General features: G+C 69.2%; 13 protein-coding genes and 2 tRNA genes. 9 read left to right on the top strand and 6 right to left on the bottom strand.

What is annotated here, in order from left to right:
* Positions 1 to 18: 18 nt before the first annotated feature.
* The 9 genes from OK345_RS00670 (at position 19) to OK345_RS00630 (ending at position 8,836) form a co-directional block, all read left to right on the top strand.
* A complete protein-coding gene (locus OK345_RS00670) occupies positions 19 to 462 on the top strand; it encodes a GNAT family N-acetyltransferase (protein ID WP_265125290.1) in 444 nt (147 codons plus the stop codon).
* 10 nt (positions 463 to 472) lie between these two features.
* A complete protein-coding gene (locus OK345_RS00665) occupies positions 473 to 1,570 on the top strand; it encodes an acetylornithine deacetylase (RefSeq protein ID WP_265125288.1) in 1,098 nt (365 codons plus the stop codon).
* Between the two features lie 70 nt (positions 1,571 to 1,640).
* Positions 1,641 to 2,969, top strand: coding sequence for an acetylglutamate kinase (locus OK345_RS00660; protein WP_265125286.1), 1,329 nt, complete (start codon positions 1,641 to 1,643; stop codon positions 2,967 to 2,969).
* Positions 2,970 to 2,972: 3 nt separating this feature from the next.
* Positions 2,973 to 3,581, top strand: a complete 609-nt coding sequence (locus OK345_RS00655; RefSeq protein WP_265125284.1) for a GNAT family N-acetyltransferase — start codon at positions 2,973 to 2,975, stop codon at positions 3,579 to 3,581.
* The gene (gene argC / locus OK345_RS00650; RefSeq protein WP_265125282.1) at positions 3,578 to 4,531 is read left to right on the top strand and encodes an N-acetyl-gamma-glutamyl-phosphate reductase; all 954 of its coding nucleotides are present in this window, start codon (positions 3,578 to 3,580) and stop codon (positions 4,529 to 4,531) included. The genes OK345_RS00655 and argC overlap by 4 nt, the downstream gene beginning before the upstream one ends.
* 109 nt (positions 4,532 to 4,640) lie before the next feature.
* Positions 4,641 to 5,939, top strand: coding sequence for an argininosuccinate lyase (argH, locus tag OK345_RS00645; RefSeq protein ID WP_265125281.1), 1,299 nt, complete (start codon positions 4,641 to 4,643; stop codon positions 5,937 to 5,939).
* Positions 5,940 to 6,154: 215 nt separating this feature from the next.
* A complete protein-coding gene (locus OK345_RS00640) occupies positions 6,155 to 6,391 on the top strand; it encodes a YciI family protein (protein WP_265126239.1) in 237 nt (78 codons plus the stop codon).
* A gap of 4 nt (positions 6,392 to 6,395) precedes the next feature.
* Positions 6,396 to 7,583 (top strand): glutamate 5-kinase, encoded by a 1,188-nt coding sequence (gene proB / locus OK345_RS00635; RefSeq protein ID WP_265125279.1) that lies wholly within the window; start codon positions 6,396 to 6,398, stop codon positions 7,581 to 7,583.
* Positions 7,580 to 8,836, top strand: a complete 1,257-nt coding sequence (locus tag OK345_RS00630) for a glutamate-5-semialdehyde dehydrogenase (protein WP_265125277.1) — start codon at positions 7,580 to 7,582, stop codon at positions 8,834 to 8,836. The genes proB and OK345_RS00630 overlap by 4 nt, the downstream gene beginning before the upstream one ends.
* Before the next feature lie 41 nt (positions 8,837 to 8,877).
* On the opposite strand, the gene OK345_RS00625 is transcribed toward OK345_RS00630, so the two are convergent.
* The 6 genes from OK345_RS00625 to OK345_RS00600 all read right to left on the bottom strand — a co-directional run bounded on the left by OK345_RS00625 (position 8,878) and on the right by OK345_RS00600 (position 13,625).
* The gene (locus OK345_RS00625) at positions 8,878 to 10,101 is read right to left on the bottom strand and encodes a CynX/NimT family MFS transporter (protein ID WP_265125275.1); all 1,224 of its coding nucleotides are present in this window, start codon (positions 10,099 to 10,101) and stop codon (positions 8,878 to 8,880) included.
* Positions 10,102 to 10,206: 105 nt separating this feature from the next.
* Positions 10,207 to 10,283, bottom strand: a tRNA-Pro gene (locus OK345_RS00620).
* A 316-nt stretch (positions 10,284 to 10,599) separates the two neighbouring features.
* Positions 10,600 to 10,676 (bottom strand) — tRNA-Pro (locus OK345_RS00615).
* Between the two features lie 58 nt (positions 10,677 to 10,734).
* The gene (cydX, locus tag OK345_RS00610; protein WP_265125273.1) at positions 10,735 to 10,845 is read right to left on the bottom strand and encodes a cytochrome bd-I oxidase subunit CydX; all 111 of its coding nucleotides are present in this window, start codon (positions 10,843 to 10,845) and stop codon (positions 10,735 to 10,737) included.
* Between the two features lie 26 nt (positions 10,846 to 10,871).
* Complete coding sequence (gene cydB, locus OK345_RS00605) at positions 10,872 to 12,023, bottom strand: cytochrome d ubiquinol oxidase subunit II (RefSeq protein ID WP_265125271.1); 1,152 nt, start codon at positions 12,021 to 12,023, stop codon at positions 10,872 to 10,874.
* A gap of 15 nt (positions 12,024 to 12,038) precedes the next feature.
* Positions 12,039 to 13,625 (bottom strand): cytochrome ubiquinol oxidase subunit I, encoded by a 1,587-nt coding sequence (locus OK345_RS00600; RefSeq protein WP_265125269.1) that lies wholly within the window; start codon positions 13,623 to 13,625, stop codon positions 12,039 to 12,041.
* Positions 13,626 to 13,788: the final 163 nt, after the last annotated feature.

Here is a 13,788-nt window from a genome sequence, read left to right as displayed (position 1 = left end):
TTCGCTAGCCGGATAGCCATGAACACACTGCGCATCAGCACCGACAAGCATGAGCTGGACGTGGACCTGATCCACCGTTTCCTCGCGACCGAGGCCTACTGGAGCGGCGGCGTCCCGCGCGACACCGTGGAGCGGGCGATCGCCGGTTCGCTGTGCTTCGGCGGCCACGTCGAGGGCGCCGGGCAGGTGGCGTTCGCCCGGGTGGTCACCGACGGCGCGACCTTCGGCTATCTGGCCGACGTGTTCGTGCTGCCGGAGCATCGCGGGCATGGCTACGGCAAGCGACTGGTCGAGGCGGTCCTCGCCGATCCACGGCTGCAGGGCCTGCGCCGCTTCATGCTGGCGACTTCCGACGCGCACGGGCTGTACGCGCAGTACGGCTTCGCCGCGCCCGCCGCGCCGCAGTCGCTGATGGAAATCCTGCGTCCCGACATCTACCAGGCCGCGGCGACGGCCGCCTGATCCGATTCCCATGACCGACCTGCTCGAATCCACCCTCACGCACCTGGAAAAGCTGGTGTCCTTCGACACCCGCAACCCGCCGCGCGCCATCACCACCGGCGGCATCTTCGACTACCTGCGCGCCCACCTGCCGGGCTTCGCCGTCGAGGTGATCGACCATGGCGCCGGCGCGGTGAGCCTGTACGCGGTGCGCGGCACGCCGAAGTACCTGTTCAACGTGCACCTGGACACGGTGCCCGATTCGCCGCACTGGAGCGCCGACCCGCACGCGATGCGGCGGCTGGACGACCGCGTGGTCGGGCTGGGCGTGTGCGACATCAAGGGCGCCGCCGCCGCGCTGGTGGCCGCGGCCAACGCCAGCGGGGGCGATGCGGCGTTCCTGTTCTCCTCCGACGAAGAGGCGAACGACCCGCGCTGCATCGCCGCGTTCCTTGCCCGCGGCATCCCGTACGAGGCGGTGCTGGTGGCCGAGCCGACGATGGGCGAGGCGGTGCTCGCGCACCGCGGCATCTCCTCGGTGCTGATGCGCTTCGCCGGCCGCGCCGGCCATGCCTCGGGCAGGCAGGATGCGGCGGCCAGTGCGCTGCACCAGGCGATGCGCTGGGGTGGCCGCGCGCTGGATCACGTCGAGTCGCTGGCGCACGCGCGCTTCGGCGGCCTGACCGGGCTGCGTTTCAACATCGGCCGGGTCGAAGGCGGCATCAAGGCCAACATGATCGCGCCGGCGGCCGAGCTGCGCTTCGGCTTCCGCCCGCTGCCGTCGATGGACGTGGACCAGCTGCTGGCCACCTTCGCCGGTTTTGCCGAGCCGGCCGCCGCGCATTTCGAGGAGACCTTCCGTGGCCCGAGCCTGCCCTCGGGCGACATCGCCCGCGCCGAGGAACGGCGCCTGGCCGCGCGCGACGCGGCCGACGCGCTGGACCTGCCGATCGGCAACGCGGTGGACTTCTGGACCGAGGCCTCGCTGTTCTCGGCCGGCGGCTACACCGCGCTGGTCTATGGTCCGGGCGACATCGCCCAGGCACACACCGCCGACGAGTTCGTGACGCTGGAGCAGCTGCAGCGCTATGCCGCATCGGTCCACCGCATCCTGCAACACGGCGCCTGAGCCGACACCGCCGGCGCCCGCCGCCGGACCTTACCCACCGCGACCTCCCTCGCACCGAAAGACGCACGCAATGTCCCCTGCCATGCAACCCCACCGCCAGACCCGCCAGACCATCGTGCGCCTGCTTTCGAGCATGGCCAGCGCGAAGGAGATCAGCCAGTACCTCAAGCGCTTCTCGCAGCTGGACGCCAAGCGCTTCGCCGTGGTCAAGGTCGGCGGCGCGGTGCTGCGCGACGACCTCGATGCGCTGACCTCCTCGCTGTCGTTCCTGCAGGAAGTCGGCCTGACCCCGATCGTGCTGCACGGCGCCGGCCCGCAGCTGGACGCCGAGCTGTCGGCCGCCGGCATCGAGAAGCAGACCGTCGACGGCCTGCGCGTGACCACGCCCGAGGCGCTGGCGATCGTGCGCCGGGTATTCCAGGCTTCCAACCTGCGGCTGGTCGAGGCGCTGCAGCAGAACGGCGCGCGCGCGACCTCGATCACCGGCGGCGTGTTCGAGGCCGGTTACCTGGACCAGTCCGTCTACGGCCTGGTCGGCGAGGTGCGCAAGGTCAACCTGGCGCCGATCGAGGCCAGCCTGCGCGCCGGCTCGATCCCGGTCATCACCAGCCTGGGCGAGACCCCCAGCGGGCAGATCCTCAACGTCAACGCCGACTTCGCCGCCAACGAGCTGGTGCAGGAACTGCAACCGTACAAGATCATCTTCCTCACCGGCACCGGCGGCCTGCTGGGCGAGGACGGCAAGGTGATCGACTCGATCAACCTGTCCACCGAGTACGAGCACCTGATGCAGCAGCCGTGGATCAACGGCGGCATGCGGGTCAAGATCGAGCAGATCAAGGATTTGCTGGACCGGCTGCCGCTGGAGTCGTCGGTGTCGATCACCCGGCCGGCGGACCTGGCCAAGGAGCTGTTCACCCACAAGGGCTCGGGCACGCTGGTGCGCCGCGGCGAGCGGGTGCTCAAGGCCACGTCGTGGGAGCAGCTGGACCTGCCGCGGCTCAAGGGCCTGATCGAATCCAGCTTCGGCCGCACCCTGGTGCCGGACTACTTCGAAAAGACGCAGCTGCTGCGTGCCTACATCAGCGAGAACTACCGCACCGCGGTGATCCTGACGCGGGAAGCCGAGGGCGTGTACCTGGACAAGTTCGCGGTGCTCGACGACGCGCAGGGCGAGGGCCTGGGCCGCGCGGTATGGAACGTGATGCGGGAGGAAACCCCGCAGCTGTTCTGGCGTTCGCGCAACGGCAACCCGGTCAACCATTTCTACTACGCCGAATCCGACGGCTGCTACAAGCTCGATGACTGGAAGGTGTTCTGGTACGGCGCCGACGGCTTCGACGGCATCCAGGGCTACGTGCGCCATTGCGGCGCGCGCCAGCCGAGCCTGGTGGGCTGAACCATGGGCATCCCCCTGTCGCCGGACTGGAACGAAGTGCCGACCCTGGCCGGTCGCCATGCCGTGCTCGAACCGCTGCAGGCCGCGCATGTGGAAGGCCTGCGGCAGGCGCTGGGCGGGGGCGAACTGGCGCGGCAATGGTTCAGCAACGTGCCGGCTCCGGAGGCGATTGCCGGCTACGTCGATGATGCATTGAGGGCGCGGGCCGAAGGGCGTGCGTTGCCGTTCGTGGTGCGCGATGCAACCGGTACGATCGTCGGCAGCACCCGTTTCTACGCTCTGGAGCCGGACGTGCCGAAGCTGAGCATCGGCTACACCTGGTATGCGCCCGGCGCGCAGCGCACCGGCGTCAACACCGACGCCAAGCGGATGCTGCTGGCGCATGCGTTCGAGACGCTCGGCTGCATCGGCGTGTTCTTCGAGACCAGCTGGTTCAACCATGCCTCGCGCGCGGCCATCGCCCGGCTCGGCGCCAGGCAGGACGGCGTGCTGCGCAACCACAAACGCCACGCCGACGGCTCGCCGCGCGATACCGTCGTGTTCTCCATCACCGATGCGGAATGGCCGGCGGTGAAGCGCCACCTGCAGTTCCGCCTGGATTCGCACCCATGAACGACAAGACGTACACGCTGGGCATCGTCGGTGCCCGCGGCCACACCGGCGCCGAACTGATCCGGCTGATTGCCGGCCATCCGCACATCGAACTGGCCTTCGTGTCCTCGCGCGAGCTGGCCGGCCAGCGCCTGGCCGACCACAACGACGCCTGGCAGGGCGAGCTGCGCTACGAGAACCTCGATGCCGACGCGGTGGCCGCCAAGGGCGTCGATGCGGTGGTGCTGGCGCTGCCCAACGGCAAGGCCGCTCCCTATGTCGCCGCGCTGGAGGCGGCCAGGCCGGACACGGTGATCGTCGATCTTTCCGCCGACTACCGCTTCGACAACGGCTGGTACTACGGCCTGCCGGAACTGACCCGCGGGCGTTATGCCGGGCAGAAGCGGATCAGCAATCCGGGGTGCTACGCCACCGCGATGCAGCTGGCGATCCACCCGCTGCTCGAGCAGCTGGCCGGGCCGCCGCAGTGCTTCGGTGTCTCCGGTTATTCCGGCGCCGGCACCACGCCCTCGGACAAGAACGACCCCGACAAGCTGCGCGACAACCTGATGCCGTACGCGCTGACCGGCCACGTGCACGAGCGCGAAGTATCGGTGCAGCTGGGCGTGCCGGTGGAGTTCATGCCGCACGTGGCGCCGCACTTCCGCGGCATCACCATGACCGTGAACCTGTGGCTGCAGCAGCCGCTCAAGCGCGAGGACGTCATCGCCCGCTACCGGCAGGCGTATGCCGGCGAGCCGCTGCTGGAGGTGGTGGACGAGGCGCCCTGGGTCAGCCACATCGCCGGCAGGCACGGGGTACGGATCGGCGGCTTCGCCATGGCCGCGGGCAACAAGCGGGTGGTGGTGGTGGCGACCCTCGACAACCTGCTCAAGGGCGCGGCCACGCAGGCATTGCAGAACCTCAACATCGCCCTCGGCCTGCCGGAGCTGACCGCCATCCCGTACTGACCCAAGCCTGCTTCTGTAGGAGCGACGTAAGTCGCGACGAAGCTTTACCGGTAAAGCCCGTCGCGACTTACGTCGCTCCTACCAGGACAACCAGAATATCGAGACTCCCATGACCAACTTGCTGTGGCAGAAACCCGGCGTCGCGGTAGACGCCAAGATCCAGACCTTCCTCGCCGGCGACGACGTGATCCTGGACCGCGAGTTCTTCCTGTACGACATCGCCGCCAGTGGCGCCCACGCCGAGGGCCTGCAGCACATCGGCATCCTCTCCGGCGAGGAGCTGGCCGGCCTGAAGCGCGAACTTGCGCTGCTGGCCGACGACTTCCGCAGCGGCGCCTTCGTGCTCGACGAACGCTACGAGGATTGCCACTCGGCGATCGAGGCGCGGCTGACCGAACGCCTGGGCGATGCCGGGCGCAAGATCCACACCGGCCGCAGCCGCAACGACCAGATCCTGGTCGCCACCCGGCTGTGGTTGAAGGACAAGCTGGCGCGCGTGGCCGAACTGAGCCGCCAGATCGCCCGCGTCGCGCTCGACCGCGCCGCGGCCGAATCGGGCCTGCCGGTGCCCGGTTACACCCACATCCAGCGCGCCGTGGTGTCCTCGGCCGGGATGTGGTGGGCCGGCTGGGCCGAGGCCTTCATCGACAACGCGGTGCGCGCTGCCGACACCCGCGCGCTGGTCGATGCCAACCCGCTGGGCACCGCCGCCGGCTATGGCGTCAACCTGCCGCTGGACCGCGAGCACACCACGCAGGCGCTGGGCTTCGCGCGGATGCAGGTCAGCCCGATCTACGCCCAGCTTTCGCGCGGCAAGTTCGAGATGGCCGCACTGGAGGCGCTGGGCGGCGCGACGCTGGACCTGCGCCGCATCGCCTGGGACCTGTCGCTGTTCACCAGCGGCGAGTTCGCCTTCGTCGCGCTGCCGGCGCAGTACACCACCGGCAGCTCGATCATGCCCAACAAGCGCAACCCCGACGTGATCGAACTGATGCGCGCCACCCATGCCAGCGTGGCTGCCGCGCGCACCGAGATCGAGCAGCTGCTGTCGCTGCCGTCGGGCTACCACCGCGACCTGCAGGCCAGCAAGGGCGCGATCTTCCACGGCTTCGGCCGCGGCCTGGCGGCGCTGGAACTGCTGCCGGCGCTGCTGGCCAACCTGGAATGGCGCGAAGACCGGCTGCGCGCGGCCATCGACTCGGGCATGTACGCCACCGACGTCGCGGTCGAGGCGGCCGTCGCCGGGGTGCCGTTCCGCGAGGCCTACAAGGCCGCCGCCGCGTCCGCCGACACGGCGGGGCAGGGGCGCACGCCGGAAGGCAGCCTCGCCGCGCGGGTGTCGCCGGGTGCGGCTGCCGACCTGCGGCTGGAAGAACTGCAGGCACGCTGGGCGGCGCTGAGCCGGTAGCGCCCGGCACCGCTTTCGCAGGAGCGCCGTGAGTCGCGACCGGGCCTTTCCCGGGAAAGCCCGGTCGCGACTCACGGCGCTCCTGCAAAGGCGGGCAGATGCCGTGGCATTGGTTGGAAACGAAAATATCGCCCACACGCGCCGCGCGGCAGTGCAACATCCGCGTTGGCAAACTTGCATGTTGTGGAGAACGAACGGTGAAGCTGTATCTGGTCATGGCCATGCGCAAACCGGCGTTCGACACGTCGGTCATCGCCCCGCACAAGGCTTTCCTCGACGACCTGCGCGAACGCGGGCTGCTGCACCTGACCGGCGGTTTCGCCGATGGCAGCGGCGGCGCCTATGTGCTGAAGAACGTGGCCGACCTGGCCGAGGCCCGGGCCATCGTCGCCCGCGATCCGCTGGCCTTCGGCAGTTCCGAGCTGACCGTGCACGAATGGAACACGCGCTGATCCCATGACCGATACCTCGCCCCCGTCGTTCGCCGAGCAGCCGCTGCCGCCGTGGCGGCGCGCGGTGCTGAAGGTCGGCAGCAGCCTGCTGGCCGCCGACGGCGGCGGCCTGACGCCGCGTTTCGCGCTGGGCCTGGCGCAGTTCGTCTCGGCCAACCTGCTCGCCGGGCGCCAGATCGTGGTCGTGTCCTCCGGCGCGGTGGCTGCCGGCCGCGCCATCGTGCCGAAGACGCCGGAAGCCGGCGCCGCCATCGCTGCGCGGCAGGCGCTGGCGGCGCTGGGGCAGGCGCAGCTGATCGCACTGTGGCAGCGCTTCTTCGAACGTCCGGTGGCACAGGTGCTGCTGACCCACGACGACCTGCGCAACCGCCGCCGCTACCTCAACGCCCGCGCCACCCTGAACGAATTGCTGGCGCTGGGCGCGCTGCCGGTGGTCAACGAGAACGACACCGTGTCGGTGGACGAGCTCAAGCTCGGCGACAACGACAACCTCGCCGCCATCGTCGCCGCGCTGGTCGATGCCGATGCGCTGTTCATCGCCACCGACATCGACGGGCTGTATACCGCCGACCCGCGCCGCGACCCGCTGGCGCGGCCGGTGGACGAGGTGCGCGAGCTGACGCCGCAGGTGCTGGCGATGGCTGGCGGCAGCGGCAGCGCGGCCGGCACCGGCGGCATGCACACCAAGCTGCAGGCGGCGGCCAAGGCCGCCTCGGCCGGCATCGACACCTTCCTGTTCAACGGCCGCAGCGGCGAGGTGGTGCGCGGCCTGGCGCAGGGGCGGCTGCGCGGTACCCGCCTGCACGCCGGGCGCACGCGGGTGGCCGCGCGCAAGTACTGGCTGCGGCATGCGCCGGTGGAAGCGGGCGCGATCCTGGTCGATGCCGGCGCGGCGCGGGCGCTGCGGGAGAAGGGCGCCTCGCTGCTGCCCGGCGGGGTGACCGGCGCCGAGGGCGACTTCCGCCGCGGCGACATGGTCGAGGTGCAGGTACGCGACGGTGCCGGAGCGCATTGCATCGCGCGCGGCATCAGCCAGTATTCGGCAGTGGATGTGCGCCGCATCGGCGGGCGCCATTCGCGCGAGATCGAAGCCGCGCTGGGCTACAGCTACGGCGAGAACGTGATCCACCGCGATGATCTGGTCCTGCTCCTACGGGGTCCCCTGCATATTCCTGACGAGCCAACGCCATGACCGACGACATCAAGACCCTTGCCCTGCAATGCCGCGACGCCGCGCAGGTGCTGGCGCAGCTGCCCGCCGCGGCCAAGCGCGCATTGCTGGAAGCGATGGCCGCCGCGCTGGAGGCCGATGCCGACGCCATCCTCGCCGCCAACGCCGCCGACCTGCAGGCCGCACGCGACAAGGGCGTGGGCAGTGCCATGCTCGATCGCCTGGCGCTGGATCGGCAGCGCTTGGCGGGCATCGCCACGGCGCTGCGCGAGGTGGCGGCGCTGCCGGACCCGGTGGGGCAGGTGACGCGCGACGACGTGCGGCCCAATGGCATCCGCGTGCAGAAGGTGCGCGTGCCGCTGGGCGTGATCGCGATGATCTACGAGGCGCGGCCGAACGTGACCGCCGATGCCGCGGCGCTGTGCATCAAGGCCGGCAACGGCGTGATCCTGCGCGGCGGGTCGGAGGCGATCCGTTCCAACAGCGCCATCGCCGCGTCGCTGAAGCGGGCGCTGCGCGAAGCCGGCGTGCCCGACGCCGCGCTGACCCTGGTCGAGGACCTGCGCCGGGAAACCATGCTGGAGCTGCTGCAGCTCAACGACATCGTCGACCTGGCGATCCCGCGCGGCGGCGAGGGCCTGATCCGCTTCGTCGCCGAGCACGCGCGGGTACCGGTCATCAAGCACTACAAAGGCGTGTGCCACCTGTTCGTCGACGAGTCGGCGGACCTGGAACTGGCGGTACGGCTGCTGGTCGACGGCAAGGCATCGCGCCCGGCCGCCTGCAATTCGCTGGAGACCCTGCTGGTGCATGCCGCCATCGCGCCGCGGTTCCTGCCGATGGCCGCCGCGGCATTGCGCGGGCGCGGCGTCGAGCTGCGCGGCGACGCCGCGACGCGGCAGCTGCTGGACGGGGTATCGCCGGCCGGCGACGACGACTATGCCGCCGAGTACCTGGACCTGGTCATCGCCATCCGCGTGGTGCCGGACCTGGACGCGGCCATCGCCCACGTCCGCCAGTACAGCTCCGACCATACCGAGGTCATCGCCACCGGCGATCCGGCCCACGCCGAGGCCTTCGTGCAGGCGCTGCGCTCGGCGGTGGTGATGGTCAACGCGTCCTCGCGTTTCTCCGATGGCGGCGAACTGGGGCTGGGCGCGGAGATCGGCATTTCCACCACGCGCCTGCACGCCTACGGCCCGATGGGGCTGGAGGCGCTCACCGTGGAGCGCTTCGTGGTCCGCGGCGAAGGCCAGACCCGCGCCGCTGTCTGACTGGGGAAAGCGACGCCGGGGCGTCGCCGGCTACCTGCCGCTCAGCGGTTCCAGGCGTCTTCCAGGTGCTGCGGCTTGCAGGCCTGCCAGGAGGCGAGCAGCAGCACCACGCAGCACAGGGCCAGGAACACGAACGGCCCGTACCAGTTGCCGGACCACGAATGCAGCAGGCCGAACATCAGCGGCCCCAGGCAGCTGAAGCTGTAGCCCACGCCCTGCATGAAGCCGGACAGTGCCGAGGAACCGGCCGGCGTGCGGGTGCGCAGGTTGATCAGGGTCAGCGCCAGCGGGAAGGTGCTCGGGCCCAGCCCCAGCAGCGACACCCACAGCACCGGCGCCTTCAGCGGTGCCCACAGCAGGCCGGCGAACGCGCACAGCAGGCAGGCCATGCAGAACAGCACGATCGGGAACGGGTTGCGCATGCGCACCGCGATCGCCGGCATGGTCAGCGCGCTGACCAGGCCCAGCCCGGAGAACAGCGCCACCATGGTGCCGCCGAAGGCCGGCGTGGCGCCGGCTTCCACCAGCAGCCGCGGCAGCCAGGTGAACATCGAGTACGACACCAGCGAGGTCATGCCGAACATCAGCGCCAGTCCCCAGCCCAGCGGCGTGCGCCAGACCTTGCCCGGTGCATGGACCGGAGCGGCAGCCGCGCCGGCATCGCCGGGTTTCGCGGGCTTCAACAGGAACAGCGGCAGCATCGCGGCGACCGAGATCAACGACCAGATGCCGAGCGACACGCGCCAGCCGGCGGCATCGGCCAGCGGTACCGCCATCAGCGCGGGCAGCATCGTGCCGACCTGCAGCACGGTGATGTAGAGCGTGCTGACGGTGCCGACGCGGTCGGGGAAGTAGCGCTTCACCATCGGCGGCACCACCACGTTGCCGATGCCCATGCCGGCCAGGGCGACGGCCGAACCCAGCAGCAGCACGCCGACGCCGCCGGCGGCCGAGCGCAGCAGCAGGCCGGCGGTCGCCAGCGCCATGGCCAGCAGCGCGGTGCGTTCCAGCCCGATCCGCCGCGCCAGCGCCGGCGTCGACACGCCGAACAGGGCGAAGGCCGCGGTGGGGACCATGCCGAGGATGCCGGTCATGGTGGCGCCGAAGCCGAACGTCTGGCCCAGCTGCTCCAGCAGCGGGGTCAGCGAGGTCACCGCGGTGCGCAGGTTGAAGGCCGCCAGCAGGATGGCCGCGAACGCGAGGACCCGGCCCCGCAGCAGCGGACGAGCGGCGGACGGGCTGCCCACGGGGGAGGGGCTGGACATGTACTGGCTCCATGACTGAATGACGGCCTCGCGTTGCGCGGGCCGGAAAAGCAAAAGCAAAAGCCGGCGCATGGCCGGCTTTTGCAGATGACGCCTTTGAATATCTGGTCGGGGAGACAGGATTCGAACCTGCGACCTCTACGTCCCGAACGTAGCGCTCTACCAGACTGAGCTACACCCCGAAGGAGCCGCCTATGATAGCGGCCCGTCTGCGCCCGGGCAAGAGGTTTCGATGGCGCTTGCGGCATCCGCTCCGCTGGCCTGGCCGCCTGTACCCGAGGACTGGCAATGGGGCACGTTGCTGAAAAGCCCGCGGCTCACGTCGCTCCTGCAGATCGTGGGCCGTTGCAGGAGCGACGCGAGTCGCGACCAGGAGGCCGATACCTCCCAGGCGATGCCGGCACACGACCCGTGGCGGGCCGCCTTCCCGGGGCCCGTGGAACGGCCGCAAAAAAGCCCGGAAAACGATGATCGTTTTCCAGGCTTTGTTGGACCTGCTGGTCGGGGAGACAGGATTCGAACCTGCGACCTCTACGTCCCGAACGTAGCGCTCTACCAGACTGAGCTACACCCCGAAGAAGCCGGACACGATACTGCCTGTTTCGGTGTTCGGCAACTGGATTTTGCGACTTCCTACTTCTCCTCCTCGAGGCGCCGCTGTTCGCGGGCCTCGAACCACATGCCGTTGAGGATGGCGGCGGTGGAGGCCAGGCCGGCACCCAGGATCCAGGCGAAATACCACATGAGTCGTCTCCTTCGTTGTTCCGGGGTCAGTAGGCGTTCGGGTTCTCACCCATTTCCGATGCCGTGGTCTTGCCCTTCAGCACGCGGTACACCCAGGTGGTGTAGGCGATGATGATCGGCAGGAAGATCACCGTGGCCAGCAGCATGATCCACAGCGTCAGGTGGCTGGACGAGGCGTCCCACACCGTCAGGCTGGAGCCGGGCTGGGTGGAGGACGGCAGCAGGAACGGGAAGATCGCGAAACCGACGGTGAGGATGATGCCGGCGATGGACGCGCCCGAGGCGAGGAACGCCAGGCCGCCACGGCGGCGCCGCAGCAATGCCGCGCTGGCCAGCGCGCCGAGCAGGCCGGCCACCGGTGCCAGCAGGGTGGCCGACATGGTGCTGTAGTTGCGCATCCAGCCGCCGGCCGCACCGATCTCGACGGTCTTCAGCAGCGGGTTGCTGGCGCCGTCGCTGACCACCTGCGAGGTGACCTGGTAGCCCGGCAGGCCCAGCGCGACCCAGGCGCCGCCGAGGGCGAACAGCACGAACGAGACGACGGCGGCGATGCTGCCGTAGCGGGCCGCGCGTTCGGCCACCGGGCCGTCGGTCTTGAGCACCAGCATCGCTGCGCCGTGCGCGACCAGCATCGCCACGCTGAGCAGTCCGGCCAGCAGCGCGAACGGGGTCAGCAGGCCGAAGAAGCCGCCGGTGTAGAACACGCGCTGGCTGTCGTCGAAGTGGAACGGCACGCCCAGCAGCACGTTGCCCACCGCCACGCCCATGATCAGCGCCGGCACGAAGCCGCCGACGAACAGCGCCCAGTCCCAGTTGTTGCGCCAGCGCTGGCTGGGCATCTTGCCGCGGTACTTGAAGCCGACCGGGCGCAGGATCAGGGCGAACAGGATCACGAACATCGCCAGGTAGAACCCGGAGAAGCTGACCGCGTACAGCGGCGGCCAGGCGGCGAAGATGGCGCCGCCGCCCAGGATCAGCCACACTTGGTTGCCTTCCCATACCGGGCCGATGGTGTTGATCACCAGCCGGCGTTCCTCGTCGGTGCGGGCGACGAACGGCAGCAGCGCGCCCACGCCCAGGTCGAAGCCGTCCATCACCGCGAAGCCGATCAGCAGCACGCCCAGCAGCAGCCACCAGATCACGCGCAGCGTGGTGTAGTCCAGAAGAATGAAATCCATGAGTGTTCTCCTGCCTTATGCCTGGCCGGGGGCCGGTGCGCGGGCCTGTGGGGAAGCGGCGGCCGGTTCCTGCAGCGAGGGCAGGATGTCGTCCGGACCCTTGCGGATCGCCTTCAGCATCAGCTTGATCTCGATGACCATCAGTACCGTGTACAGCGCGGTGAAGCCGGCCAGGGTGATCAGGATCTGGTGCAGGGCCAGGCCCGAGGCGGCGTAGAAGGTCGGCAGCACGCCGTCCACCGCCCACGGCTGGCGGCCGTACTCGGCGACGAACCAGCCGCACTCGATCGCGATCCACGGCGCCGGCAGCGTCCACAGCGCGACCTTCAGGAAGGTGCGCTTGTCCTCGAAGTTGTGGCGGCACGAGTAGTAGAACGCCACGGCGAAGAACGCGATCAGGTAGAAGCCCAGGCCGGCCATGACGCGGAAGGTCCAGAACAGCGGCATCACCCGCGGCACGGTATCCATCGCCGCCTGCGAGATCTCCTGCGGCGTGGCGTTGAGGATGTCCTCGCGGTAGCGCTTGAGCAGCAGGCCGTGGCCCAGGTCCTGCCAGTGGCGGTCGAACATCTCGCGCGCCTCGGTGTCGTCCTTGTTGGCGCGCACGCGTTCCAGCGCACCGTAGGCCAGCTGGCCGCCGCGGATGCGGTGCTCGGCGCGTTCCACCAGTTCCAGGATGCCGGGAATCGGCTGGTTCAGCGAGCGGGTGGCGATCAGGCCCATCAGGTACGGGATCTTGATCGCGTAGTCGTTCTGGTGGGTCTGCTGGTTGGGGATGCCGAAGGCGGTGAAGTCGGCCGGGGCGCGCTCGGTCTCCCACATCGCCTCGATCGCGGCCAGCTTCATCTTCTGGTGCTCGGAGGCGGCGTAGCCGCTCTCGTCGCCCAGCACCACCACCGACAGCGAGGACAGCAGGCCGAAGGCGGCGGCCACCGCGAACGAGCGGCGGGCCACCTCGCGGTGCTTGTTGCGCAGCAGGAAGAAGGCGCTGATCGACATCACGAACACTGCACCGGTGACGTAGCCGGCGCTGACGGTGTGCACGAACTTGGCCTGCGCCACCGGGTTGAACAGCACGGCGACGAAATCGACCACCTCCATGCGCATCGTTTCCGGATTGAACACCGCGCCCACCGGGTACTGCATCCAGCCGTTGGCGATCAGGATCCACAGCGCCGACAGGTTGGTGCCCAGCGCCATCAGCCAGGTCACCGTCAGGTGCTGCACCTTGGACAGGCGGTTCCAGCCGAAGAAGAACAGGCCGATGAAGGTGGCTTCCAGGAAGAACGCCATCAGCCCTTCGATCGCCAGCGGCGCACCGAAGATGTCGCCGACGTAGTGGCTGTAGTAGGACCAGTTCATGCCGAACTGGAATTCCATGACGATGCCGGTGCCCACGCCCATGGCGAAGTTGATGCCGAACAGCACGCCCCAGAACAGGGTCATGCGGCGCCAGACCTCCTTGCCGGTCATGACGTAGACGCTCTCCATGATCGCGATCATGAAGGACAGGCCCAGGGTCAAGGGTACGAACAGGAAGTGGTACATCGCGGTCAGCGCGAATTGCAGCCGCGACAGCTCTACGACTGTGGAGTCGATCATGGCCAGGCTACCTCGTTGGGTATGTGCATCTTGGGTGGCGGGTTGTTGTGTGGAGATGAATGATCGGACCGGAAGGTGTACCAAGCCTTGATCGAGATCAATGTGACCGGATGCCGCAGCGGGCGAAGGTAGGCAGGCGGCGAGCAGGTGGCTTGCTTACAAT

Source organism: Xanthomonas chitinilytica (assembly GCF_026107455.2).
Taxonomy (GTDB): domain Bacteria; phylum Pseudomonadota; class Gammaproteobacteria; order Xanthomonadales; family Xanthomonadaceae; genus Stenotrophomonas; species Stenotrophomonas chitinilytica.
Note: the sequence above shows the minus strand (reverse complement) of the source record. Positions and strands in the feature narration are given on the sequence as shown.